At 68.9% G+C, this 20,552-nt stretch carries 23 protein-coding genes; 19 read left to right on the top strand and 4 right to left on the bottom strand.

Translation table 11 applies throughout. The features are described from left to right. Positions 1-242: 242 nt before the first annotated feature. The 17 genes from rpsB (at position 243) to ACRWK7_RS23775 (ending at position 15,243) form a co-directional block, all read left to right on the top strand. Positions 243-1,028: a 30S ribosomal protein S2 gene (gene rpsB / locus ACRWK7_RS23855; RefSeq protein WP_431858816.1), complete on the top strand. Its 786-nt coding sequence runs from the start codon at positions 243-245 to the stop codon at positions 1,026-1,028. Positions 1,029-1,136: 108 nt separating this feature from the next. Further along, entirely contained in the window at positions 1,137-2,072 is a 936-nt protein-coding gene (gene tsf, locus ACRWK7_RS23850) for a translation elongation factor Ts (RefSeq protein ID WP_431858815.1), read from the top strand. Positions 2,073-2,157: 85 nt separating this feature from the next. After that, entirely contained in the window at positions 2,158-2,904 is a 747-nt protein-coding gene (gene pyrH / locus ACRWK7_RS23845; RefSeq protein WP_431858814.1) for a UMP kinase, read from the top strand. 5 nt (positions 2,905-2,909) lie between these two features. After that, positions 2,910-3,467, top strand: coding sequence for a ribosome recycling factor (gene frr, locus ACRWK7_RS23840; protein ID WP_431858813.1), 558 nt, complete (start codon positions 2,910-2,912; stop codon positions 3,465-3,467). A gap of 3 nt (positions 3,468-3,470) precedes the next feature. Further along, complete coding sequence (locus ACRWK7_RS23835) at positions 3,471-4,211, top strand: isoprenyl transferase (protein ID WP_431858812.1); 741 nt, start codon at positions 3,471-3,473, stop codon at positions 4,209-4,211. Continuing rightward, positions 4,153-5,010 carry a phosphatidate cytidylyltransferase gene (locus ACRWK7_RS23830; RefSeq protein ID WP_431858811.1) on the top strand — a complete coding sequence of 286 codons (858 nt, stop codon included), beginning with the start codon at positions 4,153-4,155 and terminating at the stop codon, positions 5,008-5,010. The genes ACRWK7_RS23835 and ACRWK7_RS23830 overlap by 59 nt, the downstream gene beginning before the upstream one ends. Further along, on the top strand, positions 5,001-6,188 hold the full coding sequence (locus ACRWK7_RS23825) for a 1-deoxy-D-xylulose-5-phosphate reductoisomerase (RefSeq protein ID WP_431858810.1): 1,188 nt from the start codon (positions 5,001-5,003) through the stop codon (positions 6,186-6,188). Before ACRWK7_RS23830 ends, ACRWK7_RS23825 begins: the two co-directional genes overlap by 10 nt. Before the next feature lie 59 nt (positions 6,189-6,247). Beyond that, a complete protein-coding gene (gene rseP / locus ACRWK7_RS23820; RefSeq protein WP_431858924.1) occupies positions 6,248-7,381 on the top strand; it encodes an RIP metalloprotease RseP in 1,134 nt (377 codons plus the stop codon). A gap of 63 nt (positions 7,382-7,444) precedes the next feature. Next, positions 7,445-9,730, top strand: coding sequence for an outer membrane protein assembly factor BamA (gene bamA, locus ACRWK7_RS23815; RefSeq protein ID WP_431858923.1), 2,286 nt, complete (start codon positions 7,445-7,447; stop codon positions 9,728-9,730). A gap of 2 nt (positions 9,731-9,732) precedes the next feature. After that, positions 9,733-10,371, top strand: a complete 639-nt coding sequence (locus tag ACRWK7_RS23810; protein WP_431858809.1) for an OmpH family outer membrane protein — start codon at positions 9,733-9,735, stop codon at positions 10,369-10,371. Between the two features lie 133 nt (positions 10,372-10,504). After that, positions 10,505-10,978, top strand: a complete 474-nt coding sequence (fabZ, locus tag ACRWK7_RS23805) for a 3-hydroxyacyl-ACP dehydratase FabZ (RefSeq protein ID WP_431858808.1) — start codon at positions 10,505-10,507, stop codon at positions 10,976-10,978. Beyond that, positions 10,975-11,781, top strand: coding sequence for an acyl-ACP--UDP-N-acetylglucosamine O-acyltransferase (gene lpxA / locus ACRWK7_RS23800; RefSeq protein WP_431858807.1), 807 nt, complete (start codon positions 10,975-10,977; stop codon positions 11,779-11,781). Before fabZ ends, lpxA begins: the two co-directional genes overlap by 4 nt. Then, on the top strand, positions 11,771-12,607 hold the full coding sequence (locus ACRWK7_RS23795; protein ID WP_431858806.1) for an LpxI family protein: 837 nt from the start codon (positions 11,771-11,773) through the stop codon (positions 12,605-12,607). The genes lpxA and ACRWK7_RS23795 overlap by 11 nt, the downstream gene beginning before the upstream one ends. Beyond that, positions 12,604-13,785: a lipid-A-disaccharide synthase gene (gene lpxB / locus ACRWK7_RS23790; RefSeq protein ID WP_431858805.1), complete on the top strand. Its 1,182-nt coding sequence runs from the start codon at positions 12,604-12,606 to the stop codon at positions 13,783-13,785. The genes ACRWK7_RS23795 and lpxB overlap by 4 nt, the downstream gene beginning before the upstream one ends. A gap of 30 nt (positions 13,786-13,815) precedes the next feature. Next, positions 13,816-14,211: a lactoylglutathione lyase gene (gene gloA / locus ACRWK7_RS23785; RefSeq protein ID WP_431858804.1), complete on the top strand. Its 396-nt coding sequence runs from the start codon at positions 13,816-13,818 to the stop codon at positions 14,209-14,211. Between the two features lie 16 nt (positions 14,212-14,227). Continuing rightward, a complete protein-coding gene (locus tag ACRWK7_RS23780) occupies positions 14,228-14,926 on the top strand; it encodes an AzlC family ABC transporter permease (RefSeq protein WP_431858803.1) in 699 nt (232 codons plus the stop codon). Next, a complete protein-coding gene (locus tag ACRWK7_RS23775; RefSeq protein ID WP_431858802.1) occupies positions 14,920-15,243 on the top strand; it encodes an AzlD domain-containing protein in 324 nt (107 codons plus the stop codon). Before ACRWK7_RS23780 ends, ACRWK7_RS23775 begins: the two co-directional genes overlap by 7 nt. A 7-nt stretch (positions 15,244-15,250) precedes the next feature. On the opposite strand, the gene ACRWK7_RS23770 is transcribed toward ACRWK7_RS23775, so the two are convergent. Then, positions 15,251-15,766 carry a GNAT family N-acetyltransferase gene (locus ACRWK7_RS23770; protein WP_431858801.1) on the bottom strand — a complete coding sequence of 172 codons (516 nt, stop codon included), beginning with the start codon at positions 15,764-15,766 and terminating at the stop codon, positions 15,251-15,253. Between the two features lie 115 nt (positions 15,767-15,881). On the opposite strand from ACRWK7_RS23770, the gene ACRWK7_RS23765 reads away from it, so the two are divergent. Together ACRWK7_RS23765 and ACRWK7_RS23760 are read left to right on the top strand one after the other, a co-directional pair. Continuing rightward, a complete protein-coding gene (locus ACRWK7_RS23765) occupies positions 15,882-16,784 on the top strand; it encodes a LysR substrate-binding domain-containing protein (protein WP_431858800.1) in 903 nt (300 codons plus the stop codon). A gap of 74 nt (positions 16,785-16,858) precedes the next feature. After that, positions 16,859-17,467 carry a glutathione S-transferase family protein gene (locus ACRWK7_RS23760; RefSeq protein WP_431858799.1) on the top strand — a complete coding sequence of 203 codons (609 nt, stop codon included), beginning with the start codon at positions 16,859-16,861 and terminating at the stop codon, positions 17,465-17,467. 17 nt (positions 17,468-17,484) lie between these two features. On the opposite strand, the gene ACRWK7_RS23755 is transcribed toward ACRWK7_RS23760, so the two are convergent. The 3 genes from ACRWK7_RS23755 to gltX all read right to left on the bottom strand — a co-directional run bounded on the left by ACRWK7_RS23755 (position 17,485) and on the right by gltX (position 20,494). Next, a complete protein-coding gene (locus ACRWK7_RS23755; RefSeq protein WP_431858798.1) occupies positions 17,485-17,691 on the bottom strand; it encodes a hypothetical protein in 207 nt (68 codons plus the stop codon). After that, positions 17,684-18,988 (bottom strand): citrate synthase, encoded by a 1,305-nt coding sequence (gene gltA / locus ACRWK7_RS23750; protein WP_431858797.1) that lies wholly within the window; start codon positions 18,986-18,988, stop codon positions 17,684-17,686. The genes ACRWK7_RS23755 and gltA overlap by 8 nt, the downstream gene beginning before the upstream one ends. A 93-nt stretch (positions 18,989-19,081) precedes the next feature. Beyond that, positions 19,082-20,494 (bottom strand): glutamate--tRNA ligase, encoded by a 1,413-nt coding sequence (gene gltX / locus ACRWK7_RS23745; protein WP_431858796.1) that lies wholly within the window; start codon positions 20,492-20,494, stop codon positions 19,082-19,084. Positions 20,495-20,552 lie beyond the last annotated feature (58 nt).

Here is a 20,552-nt window from a genome sequence, read left to right as displayed (position 1 = left end):
CCTCCATCGGTCGGCCGGTGTGGAAAGACATGGGCGACGGACCGGCCCGCGTCCAGCGTTCCGGTTCTACCGCCCATCCCCTCTATGGTTGTTGCCAAACGGAAAGCGGCGGGCTATGTAAGCGCCGTCGTCAAAACCACACGCGGGCTGGCGGACCTTCGGCGCGAGCCGACGGCCCCCTCCGGTGTTCGCATTTTGCGGACAGCGCCCGCGGCGGAACAACCGGAAAAGGTAGATTTTCCATGGCAATGCCCACCTTCACCATGCGCCAGCTGCTGGAAGCCGGTGTCCACTTCGGCCACCACACCCGCCGCTGGAACCCCAAGATGGGGCAGTACATCTTCGGCGTCCGCAACGGCGTGCACGTCATCGACCTGGAGCAGACGGTGCCGATGCTGCACCGCGCCATGCAGGCGGTGCGCGACGTCGTCGCCGGCGGCGGCCGCGTCCTGTTCGTCGGCACCAAGCGCCAGGCCCAGGAGAAGGTCGCCGAGGCGTCCAAGCGCTGCGGCCAGTACTACGTCAACCACCGCTGGCTCGGCGGCATGCTGACCAACTGGAAGACCATCTCCCAGTCCATCAAGCGCCTGCGCGAGATGGAAGAGCGTCTGTCCGGCGACACCGCCGGCCTGACCAAGAAGGAAATCCTGATGCTCACCCGCGAGCGCGACAAGCTGGAGCGCGCGCTGGGCGGCATCAAGGAGATGGGCGGCCTGCCCGACGTGCTGTTCATCATCGACACCAACAAGGAGTCGATCGCGGTCCAGGAAGCCAATAAGCTGGGCATCCCGGTGGTCGCGGTGATCGACAGCAACTCGAACCCGGACGGCATCGCCTTCCCGATTCCCGGCAACGATGACGCGCTGCGCGCCATCGACACCTACTGCGAGCTGATCTCGGGCGCCGTGCTCGACGGCCTGCAGGCGGAGATGGTCGCCGCCGGCGTGGACATCGGTTCCCAGGAAGAGGCCGGCGAGACCCTGCCGGAAGAGGGCGCCGAGGCGGAGCAGGCTCCGGCCCAGGCCTAAAGCCAGGCAAAAGGGCAGCCGGGCCGCGCTTCGTCTGGTCCGGCTGCCCTTTTTCATGAGTTCACGGTTGATACGTACTTAGATCTTTTTCGAGGAAAGGGCTCCCCCATGGCCGAGATTACCGCTGCGCTCGTCAAGGAACTGCGCGAGAAGACCGGCGCCGGCATGATGGATTGCAAGAAGGCGCTGGGCGAGACCAATGGCGACCTCGAGGGCGCCGTTGACTGGCTGCGCAAGAAGGGCCTCGCCGCCGCCGCCAAGAAGTCCGGCCGCGTTGCCGCCGAGGGTCTGGTCGCCGTCGCCACCGCCGGCACCGCCGGTGCCGCCGTCGAGGTGAACGCCGAGACCGATTTCGTCGCGCGCAACGACAAGTTCCAGGGCTTCGCCGCCGAGGCCGCCAAGGTCGCGCTGACCACCGGCACCGACATCGAGGCGCTGAAGGCCGCCGCCTACCCGGGCGCCGCGCACACCGTGCAGGACGAGCTGACCAGCCTGATCGCCACCATCGGCGAGAACATGAACCTGCGCCGCGCCGCCAAGCTGAGCGTGTCGGCCGGCGTCGTGACCAGCTACATCCACACCGCCATCGCGCCGGGCCTCGGCAAGATCGGCGTGCTGGTGGCCCTGGAGTCGACCGGCGACGCCGCCAAGCTGACCGAGCTGGGCAAGTCGATCGCCATGCACGTCGCCGCCGCCCGCCCGGAGGCGCTGGACATCGCCGACGTCGATGTCTCGGCCCTGGAGCGTGAGAAGAACGTGCTGGCCGACCAGGCCCGCGCGTCCGGCAAGCCGGAGTCGATCATCGAGAAGATGGTCGAGGGCCGCCTGCGCAAGTACTACGAGGAAGTCTGCCTGCTCGAGCAGACCTACGTGATCGACGGCGAGACCAAGATCCGCAAGGTCGTCGAAGCCGCCGCCAAGGACGTGGGCGCCCCGGTCAAGCTGACCGGCTTCGTGCGCTTCGCGCTGGGCGAGGGCATCGAGAAGGCCGCGTCGGACTTCGCCGCCGAGGTGGCGGCCGCCGCGGGCACCTCGAACGGCTGATAGGGTACCGTCCGGCGCTTCCTTCCTATATGAGGGGAGCGCCGGACGTCGCTTGCGCACGGCCTTCACCTTCAGGGAGCGTTCCATGGGTCAGACCCCGATGCCCGCCGACGGTATCCGGTACAAGCGAGTTCTTCTGAAGGTGTCCGGCGAAGCCCTGATGGGCAAGCGGGACTACGGCCTCGACCCGGAGATGGTCACCACGGTCGCCGAAGAGGTGAAGGCGGTCGTCGGCCTCGGCGTGCAGGTCTGCCTCGTCATCGGCGGCGGCAACATCTTCCGCGGCATCAGGGGCGCAGCCGCCGGCATGGAGCGCGCCACGGCCGACTACATGGGCATGCTCGCCACCGTCATGAACGCGCTGGGCATGCAGAGCGCGCTGGAGCGCCTGGGCGTGCACACCCGCGTCCAGTCGGCCATCCCCATGGCCTCGGTCTGCGAGCCGTACATCCGGCGCCGCGCCATCCGGCACATGGAGAAGGGCCGCGTCGTCATCTTCGCCGCCGGCACCGGCAACCCGTTCTTCACCACCGACACCGCCGCGGCGCTGCGCGCGTCCGAGATGGGCTGCGACGCGCTGCTGAAGGGTACGCAGGTGGACGGCGTCTACACCGCCGACCCGAAGAAGGACCCGGGCGCCACCCGCTACGAGCGGCTGACCTATCTGGACGTGCTGTCGCGCGATCTCCAGGTCATGGACGCCTCGGCAATTTCCTTGGCGCGCGAGAACCGCATCCCCATACTCGTATTCTCGATCCACACTCCGGAAGCCTTCGCCGAGGTCATGGCCGGGCGGGGCAAGTTCACGATCATCAGCGAAGAGAAGGAGTAACTTCCGTGGCCGAACCCGACATTTCCGACATCAAGCGGCGCATGGACGGTGCTCTTGAGGCCTTCAAGAAGGAACTGAGCGGGCTGCGCACCGGGCGCGCCTCGGCCAGCCTTCTCGAGCCCGTCACGGTCGAGGCCTACGGCAGCAAGATGCACCTCAAGGAGGTCGGCACCGTCTCCGTGCCCGAGCCGCGCCTGATCACCGTGCAGGTGTGGGACCGCGGCATGATGAAGGCCGTGGAGAAGGCGATCCGCGACTCCGGGCTGGGCCTGAACCCGCAGGCCGAGGGCCAGACGATCCGCGTGCCGATCCCCGACCTGACGCAGGAGCGCCGCCAGGAACTGGCCAAGGTCGCCCACAAGTACGCCGAGGGCGCGCGCGTCGCCGTGCGCAACGTGCGCCGCGACGGCATGGACATGCTGAAGAAGGCCGAGAAGAACGGCGACATCACGCAGGACGAGCACAAGGGCTGGCAGGACAAGGTCCAGGCCATCACCGATCAGCACATCAAGATGATCGACGATGCGCTCGCCCAGAAGGAAAAGGAAATCACGCAGGTCTGAGGCATGCGCGACGCTCAGGAGAGCCGCCCGGCCGAGCCGCCCGTCCATGTGGCCATCATCATGGACGGCAACGGCCGCTGGGCCAAGGCGCGCGGCCTGCCGCGCACCGCCGGTCACAAGAAGGGCGTGGAGGCGGTTCGGCGCACGGTCGAGGCGGCGCGCGAACTGGGCGTCGGCTATCTGACCATCTTCAGCTTCTCCTCGGAGAACTGGCGGCGGCCGGAGGAGGAGGTCTCCGACCTCATGGGCCTGCTGCGCTTCTACCTGCGCAGCGAGATCGCCGAGCTGCACAAGGCCGGCGTCCGCCTGCGGGTGATCGGCGAGCGCTCCAGGCTGTCGCCCGACATCGTCCGCCTGATCGAGAACGCCGAGGAGCTGACCGGCGCCAACACCACCATGACGCTGGTGGTGGCGCTCAGCTACGGCTCGCGGCAGGAGATCGTGCTGGCGGCGCGCCGTCTGGCGGAGGAGGCGCGCGCCGGCCGGATTGACCCGGCGGCGATCGACGAAAGCGCGCTGACCGCGCGCCTGTTCACCGCCGACATCCCTGATCCCGATCTGATCATCCGCACCAGCGGCGAGCAGCGGTTGAGCAATTTCCTCTTGTGGCAGTCGGCCTACGCCGAGTTCGTGTTCACCGACACGCTGTGGCCCGACTTCACCAAGCGCGACCTGGAGGCTGCCATTGAAGAGTTTCACCGCCGGGAGCGACGCTTCGGCGCCACCACAGCCGGCAGCCGCTAAGACCGCCAGCAAGATCGCCGACCTCAAGGTCCGCGTGCTCTCCGCCCTGGTGCTGGGGCCGGTGGTGCTGCTGGCCGTGTGGGCCGGCGGCGGGGTGTTCCGGGCGCTGCTCGCCGTCTCCGCGCTGGTCGCCATCGGCGAATGGGCACTGATGGTGGCGTCCGACCGCACGCCGGAGGCGTTCTGGCACTCCCTGCTGGCGATGCTCGTGGTGATGCTGGTCTACGCGCTCGGCGGGCCGCCGGCAGCACTGGCCGTGGCGGTCGCGCTCGGCCTCATCGTGCAGGCGTCGGCGGGCGGCAAGGGCTCCTGGCTGCTGGGGTTCGGCATCCCCTACGTGACCGTGGGCGTCGCCGGGCTGGCGTGGCTGCGCGACAATCCGGGGCTGCCGCTGGTGATCTTCTGCCTGTTCGCGGTGTGGGCGACGGACATCGGCGCCTACGCGGCCGGCCGCGCCATCGGCGGGCCGAAGCTGGCGCCGCGCATCAGCCCCAAGAAGACCTGGGCCGGCCTGATCGGCGGCATGGTGGCGGCCGGGGCGTTCGGCGTGGCCGTGGCGTTCGCCGCCGGCGCCGCCCAACCCTGGCTGGCGCTGCTGGTGGCGCCGCTGCTGGCGGTGGTCGGACAGGCGGGCGACCTCTTCGAGTCCTGGGTGAAGCGGCGTTTCAACGTGAAGGACAGCAGCAACCTGATCCCCGGGCACGGGGGGCTGCTGGACCGCATCGACGGGCTGCTGGTCGCCGCCCCGGTGCTGGCGGTGTTCCACGCGACCCTTGGGAAGAGCTGGCAATGGTGGTGAAGCGGGCGCCGGGTGCGCCGCGGCGGGTGACGATCCTCGGCTCCACGGGGTCGGTCGGGACGCAGACGATCGACCTGGTGGCGCGCGATCCGGGGGCTTTCGCCGTCGAGGCGCTGACCGCCAACCGCAACGTCGCCCTGCTGGCCAAGCAGGCGAAGGCCTTGAACGCCCGGCTCGCCGTCGTCGCCGATCCGGCGTGCTACGCCGAGCTGAAGGCGGCGCTGTCCGGCACCGGCATCGAGGCGGCGGCCGGACCGCAGGCGGTCGCCGAGGCCGCCGCCCGTACGGACGCCGACTGGGTGATGGCCGCCATCGTCGGCGCCGCCGGGCTGGAGCCGACGCTCGCCGCCGTGCGCCGCGGCGCCTCGGTCGCCTTCGCCAACAAGGAGGTGCTGGTCTGCGCCGGCGCCCTGATGATGGAGGAGGTGAAGGCGCACGGCGCCACGCTGCTGCCCGTCGACAGCGAGCACAACGCCATCTACCAGGTCTTCGATTTCAAGCACCCGCAGCGCGTCCGGCGGCTGATCCTCACCGCGTCCGGCGGGCCGTTCCGCACCAAGGACCGCGCGTTCATGGCGACCGCGACGCGCGAGCAGGCGGTGGCGCACCCGACCTGGGACATGGGCGCCAAGATCTCGGTCGACAGCGCCACCCTGATGAACAAGGGGCTGGAGCTGATCGAGGCGCGCTTCCTCTTCGACATGCCGGAGGACCGCATCGACGTGCTGGTCCATCCGCAGTCGGTCATCCACTCCATGGTCGAGTACGTGGACGGCTCGGTGCTGGCGCAGCTGGGCACGCCGGACATGCGGATTCCCATCGCCTACACCCTGGCGTGGCCCGATCGCATGGAGACGCCGGCGCAGCGACTCGACCTCTCCAAGGCGCGCGAGCTGACCTTCGAGGAGCCCGACCTGGAGCGTTTCCCGGCCCTGCGTCTCGCCCGGGCCGCCTTGCAAAGCGGTGGGGGCGCTCCTACTATCCTGAGTGCCGCCAACGAGGTCGCGGTCGAGGCGTTCCTCGACCGCCGAATCGGCTTCCTCGACATCGAACGGGTCGTCGAGGCGACGCTGGAAGCCCTGCCGCACCAGCGCCTGGGCGACCTGGAGGCGGTGAGGGCGACCGACGCGCAGGCGCGGCGGGTCGCCGCGGAGCATCTCGGGCGCGTGCGGGCCTGAGGGCGGACGGGGAGGGCGCCTCCCTACCGCTAGGGCTGGGCAGCGAAGGCATGGGGTTTATGAATTTCCTGGGCGGTTTCGGTACGTCGGTTTTCGCCTTCCTGCTGGTTCTCACCGTTCTCGTCTTCGTGCACGAGTTCGGCCACTATTGGATCGCGCGCCGCAACGGCGTGCGGGTCGAGGTGTTCTCCATCGGCTTCGGGCCGGAGCTGTTCGGCTGGTGGGACCGCCACGGCACGCGCTGGAAGTTCAGCGCCATTCCGCTCGGCGGCTACGTCAAGATGTTCGGCGACGCCGACCCGGCCAGCATGCCCGGATCCGAGCTGCAGCGCATGACCGAGGACGAGAAGGCCGTCTCGTTCCATCACAAGCGCCTGGGCCAGCGCGCCGCCGTGGTCGCGGCCGGGCCTCTCGCCAACTTCCTGTTCGCCTTCGTGGCGCTGACGCTGCTGTTCTCCACCGCAGGGCAGCCCTTCACGCCGCCGGACGTCGGCGGCGTGCAGCCGGGAAGTGCCGCCGAGCGCGCCGGGCTCAAGCCGGGCGACGAGATCCTCACCATCGACGGCGCCGGCATCCAGCGCTTCGAGGAGATCCGGCAGGTCGTCAGCATGAATCCCGGCCGCGCTCTGGCGGTCGAGGTGAAGCGCGACGGCCGCGTCGTTCCGGTCAGCGTGACCCCCGACTCCATCGAGGTGACGGATCGATTCGGCAACGTCCACCGCATCGGACAGCTCGGAATCATGCGCGCCGGCACCGATCACAAGCGGCACGACCCGCTGTCGGCGGCGTGGCAGTCGGCGCGGGAAATCGGCGGCATGATCGGGGGCACCTTCACCGCGCTCGGCCAGATGATCGAGGGCTCGCGCGGCACAGAGGAACTCGGCGGTCCGCTGCGAATCGCCCAAATGTCCGGTGAAGTCGCGCAGACCGGCGTTTACGCGCTGATCTGGTTCATGGCCTTCCTGTCGGTCAACCTGGGCATGATCAACCTGTTCCCCGTCCCGTTGTTGGACGGTGGGCATCTGCTTTTCTACGGATTGGAGGGGCTGCGCGGCAAGCCGCTCGGTCCGCGCGCGCAAGAATACGGTTTCCGCATCGGACTTGCTCTGGTATTAACGCTCATGGTCTTCGCCACGTGGAACGACTTGGTTCAGCTCCGCGTGGTCGATTTCTTCCGAGGACTGATCTCCTAGAACGAGCGTTAAGCCAGGGGGCGTATTTTGCGGGTGTCGTCAAAGGTTCTGGCGCTCAGCCTGATGGCCGGCTGCGCCATGACAACGGTGTCTCTCGCCTTGGCCCAAGCGAACGGGCCCGCGGGAACACAGGTCGCCCAGGTCTTTTCGGGCGGAACCATCCGGGACATCCGGGTCGAGGGCACGCAGCGCATCGAGCCGAGCACGGTGCGCTCCTACCTGACCGTGCAGCCCGGCGACCGCTTCGATCCGGCGAAGATCGACGAGTCGCTGAAGGCGCTGTTCGCCACCGGCCTGTTCGCCGACATCCAGCTGAAGCGCGAGGGCGACTCGCTGGTCGTCGCGGTCCAGGAAAACCCGATCATCAACCGCATCGCCTTCGAGGGCAACCGCCGCATCGAGACCGAGCAGCTGGAGAAGGAAATCCAGCTGCGGCCGCGGGTCGTCTACACGCGCACCCGCGTGCAGTCGGACGTGCAGCGCATCCTCGACATCTACCGCCGCCAGGGCCGCTTCGCCGCGACGGTGGAGCCGAAGGTCATCAAGCTCGACCAGAACCGCGTCGATCTGGTCTTCGAGATCGGCGAGGGCGCCCGCACCGGCGTGCGCGCCATCAACTTCGTCGGCAACGAGCGCTTCTCGGCCGGCACGCTGCGCGAGAACATCCAGACGCGCGAGACCGCGTGGTGGCGCTTCCTCACCTCCGAGGACAGCTACGATCCCGATCGCGTCAACTACGACCGCGAGCTGCTGCGCCGCTTCTATCTGAAGGAAGGCTACGCCGACTTCCGCGTCGTCTCGGCGGTGGCCGAGCTGACGCCGGAGAAGGAAGACTTCATAATCACCTTCACCGTCGAGGAAGGCGAGCGCTACAAGTTCGGCAAGGTCGACATCAAGTCCAACCTCAAGGCGCTCGATCCCGAGCAGCTGCGCGGCACCCTCCTCACCAAGGAAGGGAACTGGTACAACGCGCAGGAGGTCGAGGACACGATCAACAAGCTGACCAACGCGGTCGGCGACCTGCAGTACGCCTTCGTCGACGTCCGGCCGCAGATCACGCGCAACCGCGACACCCAGACCATCGACATCACCTACGAGATCAACGAGGGTCCGCGGGTGTTCGTCGAGCGCATCGACATCACCGGCAACGTCCGCACGCTGGACAAGGTGATCCGCCGCGAGATGCTGGTGGCCGAGGGCGACCCGTTCAGCGCGACCAAGCTGAAGCGCTCCGAACAGCGCATCAAGGACCTGGACTTCTTCGAGCGCGTGCAGGTCACGTCGCAGGAGGGCTCGGCGCCCGACCGTTCGGTGGTCGCCGTCGACATCCAGGAGAAGTCCACCGGCGAGATCGCCGTCGGCGCCGGTTACTCGACCACCGACGGCCCGCTGGCCGACTTCTCGATCCGTGAGCGCAACCTGCTTGGCAAGGGCCAGGACCTGCGTTTCGGTGCCACCGTGTCGAAGCGGCGCCAGGAATACGACATCAGCTTCACCGAGCCGTACTTCCTGGACCGCGACCTGTCGGCCGGCTTCGACCTGTTCCGCGTCACGCGCAACTACCAGAACGAAGCGTCCTACAACGAGAAGAACAACGGCTTCGCCCTGCGCATGGGCTATCCGCTGTCCGACCGCCTGCGCCAGCGCCTGTACTACCAGCTGCAGGGCACCACCATCTCCAACGTGCCGACCGCCGCGTCGATCTACGTGCAGGAGCAGGTCGGCAGCCGCGTGACGTCGCTGGTCGGCCAGGAGATCACCTACGACGCCCGCAACAGCCGCCTCGACCCGACCGAGGGCTTTTTCGTGCGCGTGCAGACCGACGCCGCGGGCCTGGGCGGTGCGGCGCGCTACCTGCGCACCAAGATCGGCGGCGGCGTCTACATCCCGGTGTTCAGCAACGACTGGGTGCTGAGCACCTCGGCGGAGATCGGCTACATCGTCGGCCTGGGCAAGGACGTGGCGCTGAACGACCGCTTCTTCATCGGCGGCGACACGCTGCGCGGCTTCCGGACCGCCGGCATCGGCCCGCGCGACCTGCGCACCAGCGACGCGCTCGGTGGCAAGGAGTACGCGCGCGGCAGCGTCGAGATGAGCTTCCCGCTCGGCCTGCCGGAGGATTTCGGCATCAAGGGCTACGGCTTCACCGACGTCGGCACGCTGGCCAAGAGCGGCATCTCCGGCGATCCGAAGGTGGCGGACGAGCGCTCGCTGCGCCTGTCGGTCGGCACCGGCGTGTCGTGGAAGTCGCCGTTCGGCCCGATCCGTGTTGACTTTGCCATCCCGATCCTCAAGGAAAGCTACGATCGGAAGGAAATCTTCCGCTTCAGCTTCGGAACCAGGTTCTAACGATGCATTTCCAGAACATTCGCGCGATTGCCGGTGCCGTGGCGCTGACCGCCGCCGCGCTCCTGCCTCTCCAGGCCAACGCGCAGCAGAAGCCGGCGGCGCAGCCCGCGCCGGCGGCTCCCGCCGCCGCTCCGGCGCAGCCGGCCGGCAACAAGGGTGAGCCGCTGAAGGCGCCGGTGGTGGCCGTCGTCGACGTCCAGCGCATCATGCAGGAGTCCTCGGCCTCCAAGGGCATCCAGAAGGCCATCGAGTCGCAGCGCGATTCGTACCAGAAGGAGATCCAGACCCTCGAGGACAAGCTCCAGAACGCCGAGAACGAACTGCGCAAGCAGCAGACCGTGCTGGCGCCGGACGCCTTCGCGGCCAAGCGCCGCGACTTCGAGAAGCAGGTCGCCGATGTGCAGCGCACCGTGCAGGAGCGCAAGCGCACGCTGGACACGGCGTTCAACGACGCCATGACCCACGTGCAGAAGACGATGCTCGACATCGTCCAGGACATCGCGGACGAGCGCGGCGCCAACGTGGTGATCCCGCGCAACCTGCTGGTCCTGTTCGCCAGCAACCTGGACGTCACGGAATCCGTCCTGGAGCGGTTGAACAAGCAGCTGCCCCAGGTGGCGGTGACCATTCCGAAAAAGTGACGCGGCGCCGCCGGGTGACCGGCGGGTTGCGATTGATACGCCGCGGGAAATGGGGCACAAACGGCCCCATCTCCCGCTGAAGGCGGTTGTGAAGGCCCGCCGCGGGCGGCAAAGGAAAAACGGAAGACCGGCGATGGAAGCGACGGCGGACAGCAACAACACGGTGCCCGATCTCGATGTGATGCGGATCATGCAGATGATTCCGCACCGCTACCCGATGCTGATGATCGAGAAGGTTGTCGACATCACGCTGGGCGAGAGTGCGACCGGCATCAAGAACGTCTCGATCAACGAGCCGTTCTTCGCCGGCCATTTCCCCACGCGTCCGGTGATGCCGGGCGTGCTGATCATTGAGGCGATGGCGCAGACCGCCGCCGTGCTGGTCGTCTCCACCCTGGGCGCGAACGCCGAGGGCAAGCTGGTCTACTTCATGACCATCGACGAGGCGCGCTTCCGCAAGCCGGTGATGCCGGGCGACACGCTCCACATCCATGTGACCAAGCAGCGCCACCGCGGCAACGTCTGGAAGTTCCAGGGCGAGGCCAAGGTGAACGGCGTGCTGGTCGCCGAAGCCATCTATTCCGCCATGATTCTGGACGAGAAATGACCGTCTCGATCCACCCAAGCGCCGTCGTCGATCCCGCCGCCAAGCTTGGCGAGGGGGTCGCCGTCGGCCCGTTCTGCGTTGTCGGTCCGAACGTCGAGCTCGGCGACCGGGTGCGCCTGCACTCCCACGTCGTGGTCGAGGGGCGCACCAAGGTCGGCGAAGGGACGGAGATCTTCCCGTTCGCCTCGATCGGCCACCAGCCGCAGGACCTGAAGTACCATGGCGAGCCGTCCGAGCTGATCATCGGCGCGTTCAACAAGATCCGCGAGAACGTCACCATGAACCCGGGCACCGAGGGCGGCGGCATGCTGACCCGCGTCGGTGACCACGGCCTGTTCATGATGGGCGCGCACGTGGCGCACGACTGCGTCGTCGGCAGCCACGTCATCCTCGCCAACAACGCGACGCTCGCCGGGCACGTGCACGTCGGGGATTACGCCATCCTCGGCGGCCTGTCGGCGGTGCACCAGTTCGTCCGCATCGGCGCGCACGCCATGATCGGCGGCATGTCCGGCGTGGAGAACGACGTCATCCCCTACGGTCTCGTCATGGGCGAGCGGGCCCGGCTGGCCGGGCTGAACCTGGTCGGGCTGGAGCGCCGCGGCTTCACCAAGGAGCAGGTCCGGGCGCTCCGCGCCGCCTACAAGATGCTCTTCGCTCCGGCCGGCGACACGTTCGCCGCGCGCCTGGACGAGGTCACCAAGGAGTACGAGGGCGACGCCCTGGTGAGCGAGATTCTCGGTTTCATCAAGGACAAGGCGTCGCGTCCGCTCCTGCAGCCGCGCATGGAGAATGGCGCCTAAGCTCGGCATCCTCGCCGGCGGCGGGGAGATTCCGGCCCGCCTCGCCGCCGCGGTGCAGGGGGCGGGCCGCGAGGTCTTCGTCGTCGCCTTCGAAGGGCAGACCGACGCGGCCACCGTCCAGGGCCTGCCGCACCTGTGGAGCCGCCTGGGCGCCGCCGGCAGCATCATCGAGCGCCTGCGCGCCGAAGGCGTCGGCGACCTCGTGTTCGCCGGACCGGTGCGCCGTCCTTCCCTCGCCGAACTGATGCCGGACTGGCGGACCACGCGCTTCTTCATGCGCGTCGGCACCCGCGCGCTCGGCGACGACGGCCTGCTGCGCGCGGTGGCGCGCGAACTGGAGGACGAGGGCTTTCGCGTCCTCGGCCTGCACGACTTCCTCGGCGAACTGCTGACCAAGCCCGGTCCCGCCGGAGCGCGGCTGCCGGACGAGCAGGCGCAGGCCGACATCGCGCGCGGCATCGAGGTGGCGCAGGGCCTGGGACGCCTGGACGTCGGACAGGGCTGCGTGGTGCAGCAGGGCATCGTGCTGGCGGTGGAGGCCATCGAGGGCACCGACGCCATGCTGGAGCGCGCCGGCCCGCTGCGCCGGCCGGGCGGCGGCGGTGTGCTGGTGAAGGTGCGCAAGCCGCAGCAGGACGGCCGGCTCGACCTGCCGACCATCGGCACCACCACTGTGGAGAAGGCGGCGGCTGCGGGTCTCGCCGGCATCGCCGTGCAGGCCGGCGGCAGCCTGACCGTGGACCGCGAGGCGGTTGGGAGGCTGGCCGACCGGCTCGGCCTGTTCGTGGTGGGCATCGAGATTCCCGCCCAGGAAAGCGAAGAATGATAGATCAAGGCCCGCTGCTGTTCCTGATCGCCGGCGAACCGTCCGGCGACGTGCTGGGCGCGCGGCTGATGGCGGCGCTGAAACGGCTGACCGGCGGCAAGGTGCGCTTTGCCGGCATCGGCGGCGAGCGCATGGCGGCGGAGGGCTTGCACACCCTGGTGCCGCAGTCCGAACTGGCGCTGTTCGGCGTGTTCGAGTTGCTGCCGCACCTGCCGAACCTGATGCGCCGCATGGACCAGACGGTGGCGGAGATCGTCCGGCTGAAACCCGACGCGGTGGTCGGCATCGACTCGCCGGGCTTCACCGTGCGCGTGGCCAAGCGCGTGCGCAAGGCGGCGCCGGCGATTCCGTTGATCCACTACGTGGCGCCCACGGTCTGGGCCTGGAAGCCGAAGCGGGCCAGGAAATACGCGGAGATCTACGACCACCTGCTGGTGCTGCTGCCCTTCGAGCCGCCCTACTTCGAGCGGGAAGGCTTGCCCTGCACCTTCGTCGGCCACTCGGTGGTGGAGAGCGGCGCCGGGCACGGCGACGCCGCGCGCTTCCGCACGGCGCACGGCATCAGCCCGGCCAAGCACATCCTCACCGTCCTGCCCGGCAGCCGCCGCAGCGAGGTGAACCGCCTGCTGCCGGTCTTCCGCGACACGGTGGAGCGCCTGCTGCCCACCCACCCCGGTCTGGTGGTGGTGGTGCCGACGGTGGCGACGGTGCGCGACACGGTGGGGCCGGCGGTGAGCAACTGGCCGGTGCCGGTCATCGTCGTCGAGGGGGACGAGGCGAAGTACGACGCCTTCGCGGCGTCGGAAGTGGCGCTGGCGGCGTCCGGCACGGTGGCGCTGGAACTGGCGCTGTCGGGGCTGCCGGCGGTGATCGCCTATCGGCTGGGACGGCTGACGGTGGCGCTGTACCGCCGGTTGATCAAGGTGAAGTACGTCAACCTCGTCAACCTGATGCTCAACCGCATGCTGGTGCCGGAACTGCTGCAGGAGGACTGCCGGCCGGACAAGCTGGCGGCGGCGGTCGGCCGGCTGCTCGACGATCCGGCGGCGCGGCGCGTGCAGATCGAGGGCGTGGCGGAGGTGGCGCAATGGCTGGGCGCCGGCTCGCAAGCCCCGCCCAGCGAGCGGGCCGCCCATGCCGTCTTGGGTGTGGTCGCCCGGGGCGCACGCCCCAGATAATGGGCTGACCAAAAGCAGGGAGAGGGTTCCATGAGCCAGTATCGGCTTCTGCACACGATGCTGCGCGTGTTCGACCTGGACAAGTCGCTGGACTTCTACACGCGGCTGCTGGGCATGAAGCTGCTGCGCAAGACCGACTATGAGGGCGGCCGCTTCACGCTGGCCTTCGTCGGCTACGGCGAGGAGTCGGACACCGCGGTCATCGAGCTGACCCACAACTGGGACCAGGCCGAGCCCTACACCGTCGGCAGCGGCTACGGCCACATCGCCATCGGCGTCCCGGACATCTACGGCACCTGCGAGACGCTGCGCGCCGAGGGTGCGAAGATCACCCGCGAGCCCGGCCCGATGAAGCACGGCAGCACCGTCATCGCCTTCATCGAGGACCCGGACGGCTACAAGATCGAGCTGATCGAGCGGAAGTGACCGGACCCCGTCTGCGATGACCGATCTCGCCATCGCGCAAGGCCCGTCGCCGTGGCGGCGGGCCTTCGTGCTCAGCCTTCCCATCCTTGCCGGCTATGTACCGATCGGCATCGCGTTCGGCGTGCTGTGGGTGCAGCAGGGACTCGACCCGCTCGGCGCGCCGCTGCTGGGCGTCGTCGTGTACGCCGGGGCGGCGCAGTTCATGGCGGCCGGCATGCTGGCGGCCGGGCAGGGGCCGCTGGAGATCGCCCTGGCGACCCTGGTGCTGAACGCCCGCCACGCGGTTTACGGCTTGGCGTTCCTGGAGCGCCTGCCACGCTGGAGCGCCGCCAAGGCTTATTTCGCCTTCGCCCTGACCGACGAGACCTACGCCGTCCTGACGGCCACTCCGGCGGCGGAGCGCGACCCCGGGCTGCTCTGGCGCGTGGCGCTGCTGAACCAGGGCTACTGGGTGGCGGGCTGCGCCATCGGCGCGGCGGCCGGCGGGCTGGTGTCGGGCGGCACCCAGGGGCTCGACTTCGCGCTGACGGCGCTGTTCATCGTGCTGCTGCTCGAACAGGTGCGCAGTCTGCGCAAGGGAGTTGCGGCCGCGGTCGGCGGCGCGGTGGCGCTTGCCGGGGTTCTGGTTTTCGGGACCGCCAACACGCTGCTGCCGGTGCTGGCCGCGGCCCTCGCCGCGGTGGCGCTGGTCGATCGGCGGAGCGGCGCATGGTGAGCCAGGGCGTCGTCGTTGCCGCCGTGCTGATGGGCGTGGCCACCGCCGGCGTGCGCCTCCTGCCGTTCCTGCTCGGCGATCGGTTGAGCGATCCGGCGTTGCGCCGCCTGTTCGCTGACCTGTTTCCGCCCGCCGTTCTGGCGGTGCTGATCGCCTACATGGCGGTGGGCGGCGAGGCTCCGGCCAGCGTGCAGGTGGCCCAGGCCGCCGGGGCGGCGGTCACCGCCGCGGCCCACCTCGCGCTGCGCAACCTGCTGGTCTCCGTTGCCTCGGGAACCGCGGTGTGCATGCTGGTCCAGAACCTCTGGCTGGCCTGATCGGGCCTCACAGCGGCTTGTAGAACACCACGGTCGCGTGGCGGCTGCCGTCCGCCTCCACGGTGTAGCCGGGAATGCGACCGACCTCGATCCAGCCGGCGCCGAGGTAGAGCGGCACCGCCTCCCGGCCTTCCAGGGTGTCGAGCACCAGCAGCGTGCGACCGAGGGCGCGGGCGCGCTCCTCGGCGGCGGCGAGCAGGCGGCGGCCCAGGCCGCGGCGGCGATGCGCGGAGTGCACCAGCAGCTTCTGCACCTCGGCGCGGTGTGGGCCGTTCTGCTTCGGGCAGAGGGCAAGCTGCACAGTGCCCACGAGTTCGCCGTCGTCGTTGCCGGCGGCCAGCAGCACCGTGGCGCCGCTCTTCACCTGTTCGGCCACCCCGGCCCAGTAGGCGGCGTTCGCCGGCGCACCGAGCGGCGGGTGGAAGCCCACCGAGGCGCCGCCGTTGACGCTGTCTTCGAGAAGCGCCCAAAGTCCGGCGAGCACCCGCGGGTCATCCAGGCTGCGGATCTCGGTGATGGTCATCGTGGTCTTCCCGATGGTTCGCATGCGCTGAGCGTGCCGCCGCGCCCAGTGCCGCGCAATTGACTTCGGCGTTCACGGGTGTGAGGATTTCTCACAGCGACCGCCTTGCTCCGCCATGCCGCGCCTTCCCTTCACCGCACTCGCCGCCTTCGAGGCCGCCGCCCGCCACGGCAGCATGACGCGCGCCGCCGACGAGCTCGGGCTCACCCACGGAGCCATCAGCCGGCAGGTCGGCGACCTGGAAAAGCGGGTCGGCGTGCTGCTGTTCGAGCGCACGCCGAAGGGGCTGGTCCTCACCGGCGCCGGACGCGATCTGGCGCGCGCCTGCACGGCCGGCTTCGGCCGGGTGAACGAGAGCTGGGACCGCGTCGCCAGCGGCGGTCCGCAGCGGCTGCGCATCGCGGCGCCCGCGGCGTGGTCGGCGTTGTGGCTGGTGCCGCGGCTGGGGCGTTTCCTGGCCGGCTGGCCGGGCCTGCGGCTGGACATCGAGGCCGGCAACCTCGACCGCCCGGCCGAGGCGGAAGCCGGCTGGGCGGTGATCCGCTACGTGCGCGGCGGCGACGGCATGCCCGAGGGAACCACGCTGTCGGAGGAGCCTCTGTTCCCGGTGTGCGCGCCGGCCTTGTGCGATGGGCTTCGGGGGCCGGCGGACCTGGCGCGGCAGACGCTGCTGCACTTCCGTGATTCGCCGGACTGGAGCCTGTGGCGCGCCGCGACCGGGGCGGAGGGAATCGACACCGCGCAAGGGCTGAGCTTCTCGGATTCCGTAATGGTGATGCAGGCGGCCATGGCCGGGGCGGGGGTTGCGCTCGGCCGGCCGACGCTGGTGCTGGACGCGCTGGCGGCGGGGCGGCTGGTCTGCCCCTTCGGTCCGGCCGTGCCGATCGGCGACCGCTACGTGCTGACCGCGCCGGCCGAGGGGCAGGGGCGGCGGATGCTGCGCGCCTTCCGCGCGTGGTTGATCGACGAGAGCGCAGCCGACCGGAAGCGATTTGCCAAGCTTGGCGTCGCCCGCTGAACGCCCGCTCTGGCGTGCGTCCCGCATTCGTGTTCTCATCCGATATCGGATGAATAGAGAGGGGAACACACCGCATGCTGCGCCTGTACGACTTCCTGCCCTCCGGCAACGGCTACAAGTGCCGGCTGATGCTGCACAAGCTCGGCGTTCCGTACGAGCGGGTGGGCCTGGACATCGACCGCGCCGAGACGCGCACGCCGGAGTTCCTCGCCAAGAACCCGAACGGCCGCATTCCGGCGCTGGAACTGGAGGACGGCACCGTCCTTCCCGAATCGAACGCCATCATCTGGTATCTCGCGGAGGGATCGCGCTACCTGCCGGACGACCGGCTGGGGCGTGCGCAGGCGCTGCAGTGGATGTTCTTCGAGCAGTACAGCCATGAGCCCAACGTGGCGACCGTACGCTACTGGATCACCCACAACATCGAGATGACGCCGGAGCGTACGCTGGCGCTGCCGGCCAAGCGGAAGCTGGGGTACGACGCGCTGCGGGTGATGGAAGGGCAACTGGAAGGGCGCGACTTCTTCGTTGGGAGCCGGCTCAGCGTCGCCGACATCGCGCTGTACGCGTACACCCACGTGGCGCACGAGGGCGGGTTCGATCTTTCGGACTTTCGAAACGTACGGGCATGGCTGGGTCGCGTGGCGGCCGATGCGCCGCACATCCCGATCACCCAAGGCTAAACAGCGGGGGGTGATCGTCAGACCAGGGTGAGGAAGCCCACCGCGACCGCGATCAGCGCGAACAGCCCATAACGCAACAGCCGCCGCGAAAGCGGCGGCGTGTTGTCGTTGGCGACGGGGTGCACCAGACGGGCCCGCCGCACCGGGACGATGAACGCGGCCGGAGACGGGGTGGCGCCGTCGGCGCCACCCGATCCGAACCGGGCTGTCGGCCGGTTAGCCACGCTGCGCCAGCGGGATGAACGGGCGCTTGGCCTCGCCCTGGTAGAGCTGACGCGGACGGCCGATCTTCTGCTGCGGGTCCTCGATCATCTCCTTCCACTGCGAGATCCAGCCGACGGTGCGCGCCACCGCGAACAGCACGGTGAACATGCTGGTCGGGAAGCCCATCGCCTTCAGGATGATACCCGAGTAGAAGTCGACGTTCGGGTACAGCTTCTTCTCGACGAAGTACGGATCCTCGAGCGCGATCTTCTCGAGTTCCATGGCGATGTCGAGCAGCGGCTCGTTCTTGATGCCCAGTTCGCTGAGCACCTCGTGGCAGGTGGCGCGCATGACCTGGGCGCGCGGGTCGTAGTTCTTATAGACCCGGTGGCCGAAGCCCATCAGGCGGAAGTTGTCGTTCTTGTCCTTGGCGCGGCGGACGATCTCCGGGATGCGATCGACGGAGCCGATCTCCTCGAGCATCTTCAGCACCGCCTCGTTGGCGCCGCCGTGCGCCGGGCCCCACAGCGAGGCGATGCCGGCGGCGATGCAGGCGAACGGGTTGGCGCCCGACGAACCGGCGAGGCGGACGGTCGAGGTCGACGCGTTCTGCTCGTGGTCGGCGTGCAGGATGAAGATCTTGTCCATGGCCTTGGACAGGACCGGGTTGACCTTGTACGGCTCGCACGGCGTGCCGAAGGTCATGTACAGGAAGTTCTCCGCGTACGACAGGTCGTTGCGCGGGTACATGAAGGGCTGGCCGGTCGAGTACTTGTACGCCATCGCCGCGATCGTCGGGAGCTTGGCGATCAGGCGGTGCGACGAGATCATCCGATGGTACGGATCGTCGATGTCGATCGAGTCATGGTAGAAGGCCGAGAGCGCGCCGGTCACGCCGCACATCACCGCCATCGGGTGCGCGTCGCGGCGGAAGCCGCTGAAGAAGCGGGTCAGCTGCTCGTGCACCATCGAGTGACGGCGCAGGATGTTCTCGAAGTCCTCCTTCTCCTTCACGTTCGGCAGATGGCCGTTGAGGAGGAGGTAGCAGACCTCGGGGAAGGTGGAGTTCTCGGCCAGTTCGTCGATGGCATAGCCGCGGTGAAGGAGAACACCTTCGTCGCCGTCGATGTAGGTGAGCGAGGATTCACAGCTGCCGGTGGAGGTGAAGCCCGGATCGTAGGTGAAGTAGCCGGTCTCGGCGTACAGCTTGCGGATGTCGATCACGCTGGGCCCGATGGCGCCGTGCAGCACGGGCAGGGTGACCTGCTTGCCCGTGCGGTTGTCGATCAAAGTGACGGTGTCCGCGGTCTGAGTCATCTCGGCACGTCCTTATTATGAGTGGGGGCGTTTCCTGCCCGTTCGAATCGGCGCAGCATAGTTCCGCGTGCGCCGGATATCAACGCATGGAAATTAGCGTCTTGTGCGCTGCGATGAATCCGCCAGCCGCGCCAGAGTCTCCTCGCGGCCCAGCAGTTCGGCGACCTCGAAGACCGGCGGCGACACCGTTGACCCGGTCAGCGCGGCGCGCAGCGGTTGCGCCACCTTGCCCAGCTTTTCGCCCTTCTCCTCGGCGAACGCGCGCACCCGCGCCTCGAGCGCCGCGGCGGTCCACTCGGTCTCGGCGCCGAACAGCGACGACAGCTCGGTCAGCAGAGCGCCGGCGGCCGCGTCCAGCAGGGCCGCGGCCTTGTCGTCGACGGGCAGCGGGCGCGGCGTGACGTAGAACTTGGCGCTCTGGGCGAGGTCGACCAGTGTCCGGGCGCGCTGCTTCAGGCCGTTCATGGCGCGGGTCAGCACGGCACGGTGCGCGTCGGTGAGCGCGACGCCCAGGTCCGCCTCAAGGCGCGGGGCGATCAGGCCGACCAGCCGGGCGTCGTCGGCTTGGCGCAGGTAGTGCGCGTTCAGGCTCTCCAGCTTGGCGAAGTCGAAGCGCGAGGCGGAGCGGCCGATGCCCTCCAGCGTGAACCACTCGATGGCCTGCTCGGTCGAGATGATCTCGTCATCGCCATGCGCCCAGCCCAGGCGCAGCAGGTAGTTGCGGATCGCCTCCGGCAGGTAGCCCATGTCGCGGTAGGCATCGACGCCCAGCGCGCCGTGCCGCTTCGACAGCTTGGCGCCGTCCGGGCCATGGATGAGGGGGATGTGCGCGAACTCCGGCAGGTCCCAGCCCATGGCCTTGTAGATCTGGATCTGCCGGAAGGTGTTGGTCAGGTGGTCGTCGCCGCGCACCACGTGGGTGACGTTCATGTCGTGGTCGTCCACCACCACGGCCAGCAGGTAGGTCGGCGTGCCGTCGGCGCGCAGCAGGATCAGGTCGTCGAGCTGCTGGTTCTGCACCCGCACCTCGCCCTGCACGTGGTCGTTCAGCACCGTCTCGCCGGTCTGCGGCGCCTTCAGGCGAATCACCGGTGCGACGCCGGCCGGCGCCTCGGACGGGTCGCGATCGCGCCAGCGGCCGTCGTAGCGCATCGGCTGCCCCGCCGCCTTCTGCGCCGCCCGCATCTCCTCCAGCTCCTCGGGGCTGCAGTAGCAGTGGTAGGCCTTGCCCTCGGCCAGCATCCGCTTCGCCACCTCGGCGTGGCGGTCCTTGCGGTCGAACTGCGAGACGGCGTCGCCATCCCAATCCAGACCCAGCCAGGTCAGGCCGTCCAGGATGGCCTCCACCGCCGCCTGCGTGGAGCGCGCGCGGTCGGTGTCCTCGATGCGCAGCAGGAAGGTGCCGCCGTGGTGCTTGGCGAACAGCCAGTTGAACAGCGCCGTGCGGGCACCGCCGATGTGGAGAAAGCCGGTGGGGGAGGGCGCGAAGCGGGTGACGACGCTCATCGGTGACTCAATTCTTCTGTGTGGCGCGTGTACACTGGTGCGGTGGTTTAACACATTC

It is taken from the genome of Azospirillum sp., from assembly GCF_050789165.1.
This window is presented reverse-complemented; position numbering and strand designations above follow the sequence as displayed.

Excerpts from the sequence above, each read along its gene's own strand:
- ACRWK7_RS23825 (WP_431858810.1), top strand. The coding sequence starts at position 5,001 with ATGGTGGTGAAGCGGGCGCCGGGTGCGCCGCGGCGGGTGACGATCCTC.
- ACRWK7_RS23770 (WP_431858801.1), bottom strand. The coding sequence starts at position 15,766 with ATGACCATCACCGAGATCCGCAGCCTGGATGACCCGCGGGTGCTCGCC.
- ACRWK7_RS23810 (WP_431858809.1), top strand. The coding sequence starts at position 9,733 with ATGCATTTCCAGAACATTCGCGCGATTGCCGGTGCCGTGGCGCTGACC.
- tsf (WP_431858815.1), top strand. The coding sequence starts at position 1,137 with ATGGCCGAGATTACCGCTGCGCTCGTCAAGGAACTGCGCGAGAAGACC.
- ACRWK7_RS23760 (WP_431858799.1), top strand. The coding sequence starts at position 16,859 with ATGCTGCGCCTGTACGACTTCCTGCCCTCCGGCAACGGCTACAAGTGC.
- gloA (WP_431858804.1), top strand. The coding sequence starts at position 13,816 with ATGAGCCAGTATCGGCTTCTGCACACGATGCTGCGCGTGTTCGACCTG.
- fabZ (WP_431858808.1), top strand. The coding sequence starts at position 10,505 with ATGGAAGCGACGGCGGACAGCAACAACACGGTGCCCGATCTCGATGTG.
- ACRWK7_RS23780 (WP_431858803.1), top strand. The coding sequence starts at position 14,228 with ATGACCGATCTCGCCATCGCGCAAGGCCCGTCGCCGTGGCGGCGGGCC.
- lpxA (WP_431858807.1), top strand. The coding sequence starts at position 10,975 with ATGACCGTCTCGATCCACCCAAGCGCCGTCGTCGATCCCGCCGCCAAG.
- ACRWK7_RS23775 (WP_431858802.1), top strand. The coding sequence starts at position 14,920 with ATGGTGAGCCAGGGCGTCGTCGTTGCCGCCGTGCTGATGGGCGTGGCC.
- gltA (WP_431858797.1), bottom strand. The coding sequence starts at position 18,988 with ATGACTCAGACCGCGGACACCGTCACTTTGATCGACAACCGCACGGGC.
- ACRWK7_RS23765 (WP_431858800.1), top strand. The coding sequence starts at position 15,882 with ATGCCGCGCCTTCCCTTCACCGCACTCGCCGCCTTCGAGGCCGCCGCC.
- bamA (WP_431858923.1), top strand. The coding sequence starts at position 7,445 with ATGGCCGGCTGCGCCATGACAACGGTGTCTCTCGCCTTGGCCCAAGCG.
- pyrH (WP_431858814.1), top strand. The coding sequence starts at position 2,158 with ATGGGTCAGACCCCGATGCCCGCCGACGGTATCCGGTACAAGCGAGTT.
- rpsB (WP_431858816.1), top strand. The coding sequence starts at position 243 with ATGGCAATGCCCACCTTCACCATGCGCCAGCTGCTGGAAGCCGGTGTC.
- gltX (WP_431858796.1), bottom strand. The coding sequence starts at position 20,494 with ATGAGCGTCGTCACCCGCTTCGCGCCCTCCCCCACCGGCTTTCTCCAC.
- rseP (WP_431858924.1), top strand. The coding sequence starts at position 6,248 with ATGAATTTCCTGGGCGGTTTCGGTACGTCGGTTTTCGCCTTCCTGCTG.
- ACRWK7_RS23795 (WP_431858806.1), top strand. The coding sequence starts at position 11,771 with ATGGCGCCTAAGCTCGGCATCCTCGCCGGCGGCGGGGAGATTCCGGCC.
- ACRWK7_RS23835 (WP_431858812.1), top strand. The coding sequence starts at position 3,471 with ATGCGCGACGCTCAGGAGAGCCGCCCGGCCGAGCCGCCCGTCCATGTG.
- lpxB (WP_431858805.1), top strand. The coding sequence starts at position 12,604 with ATGATAGATCAAGGCCCGCTGCTGTTCCTGATCGCCGGCGAACCGTCC.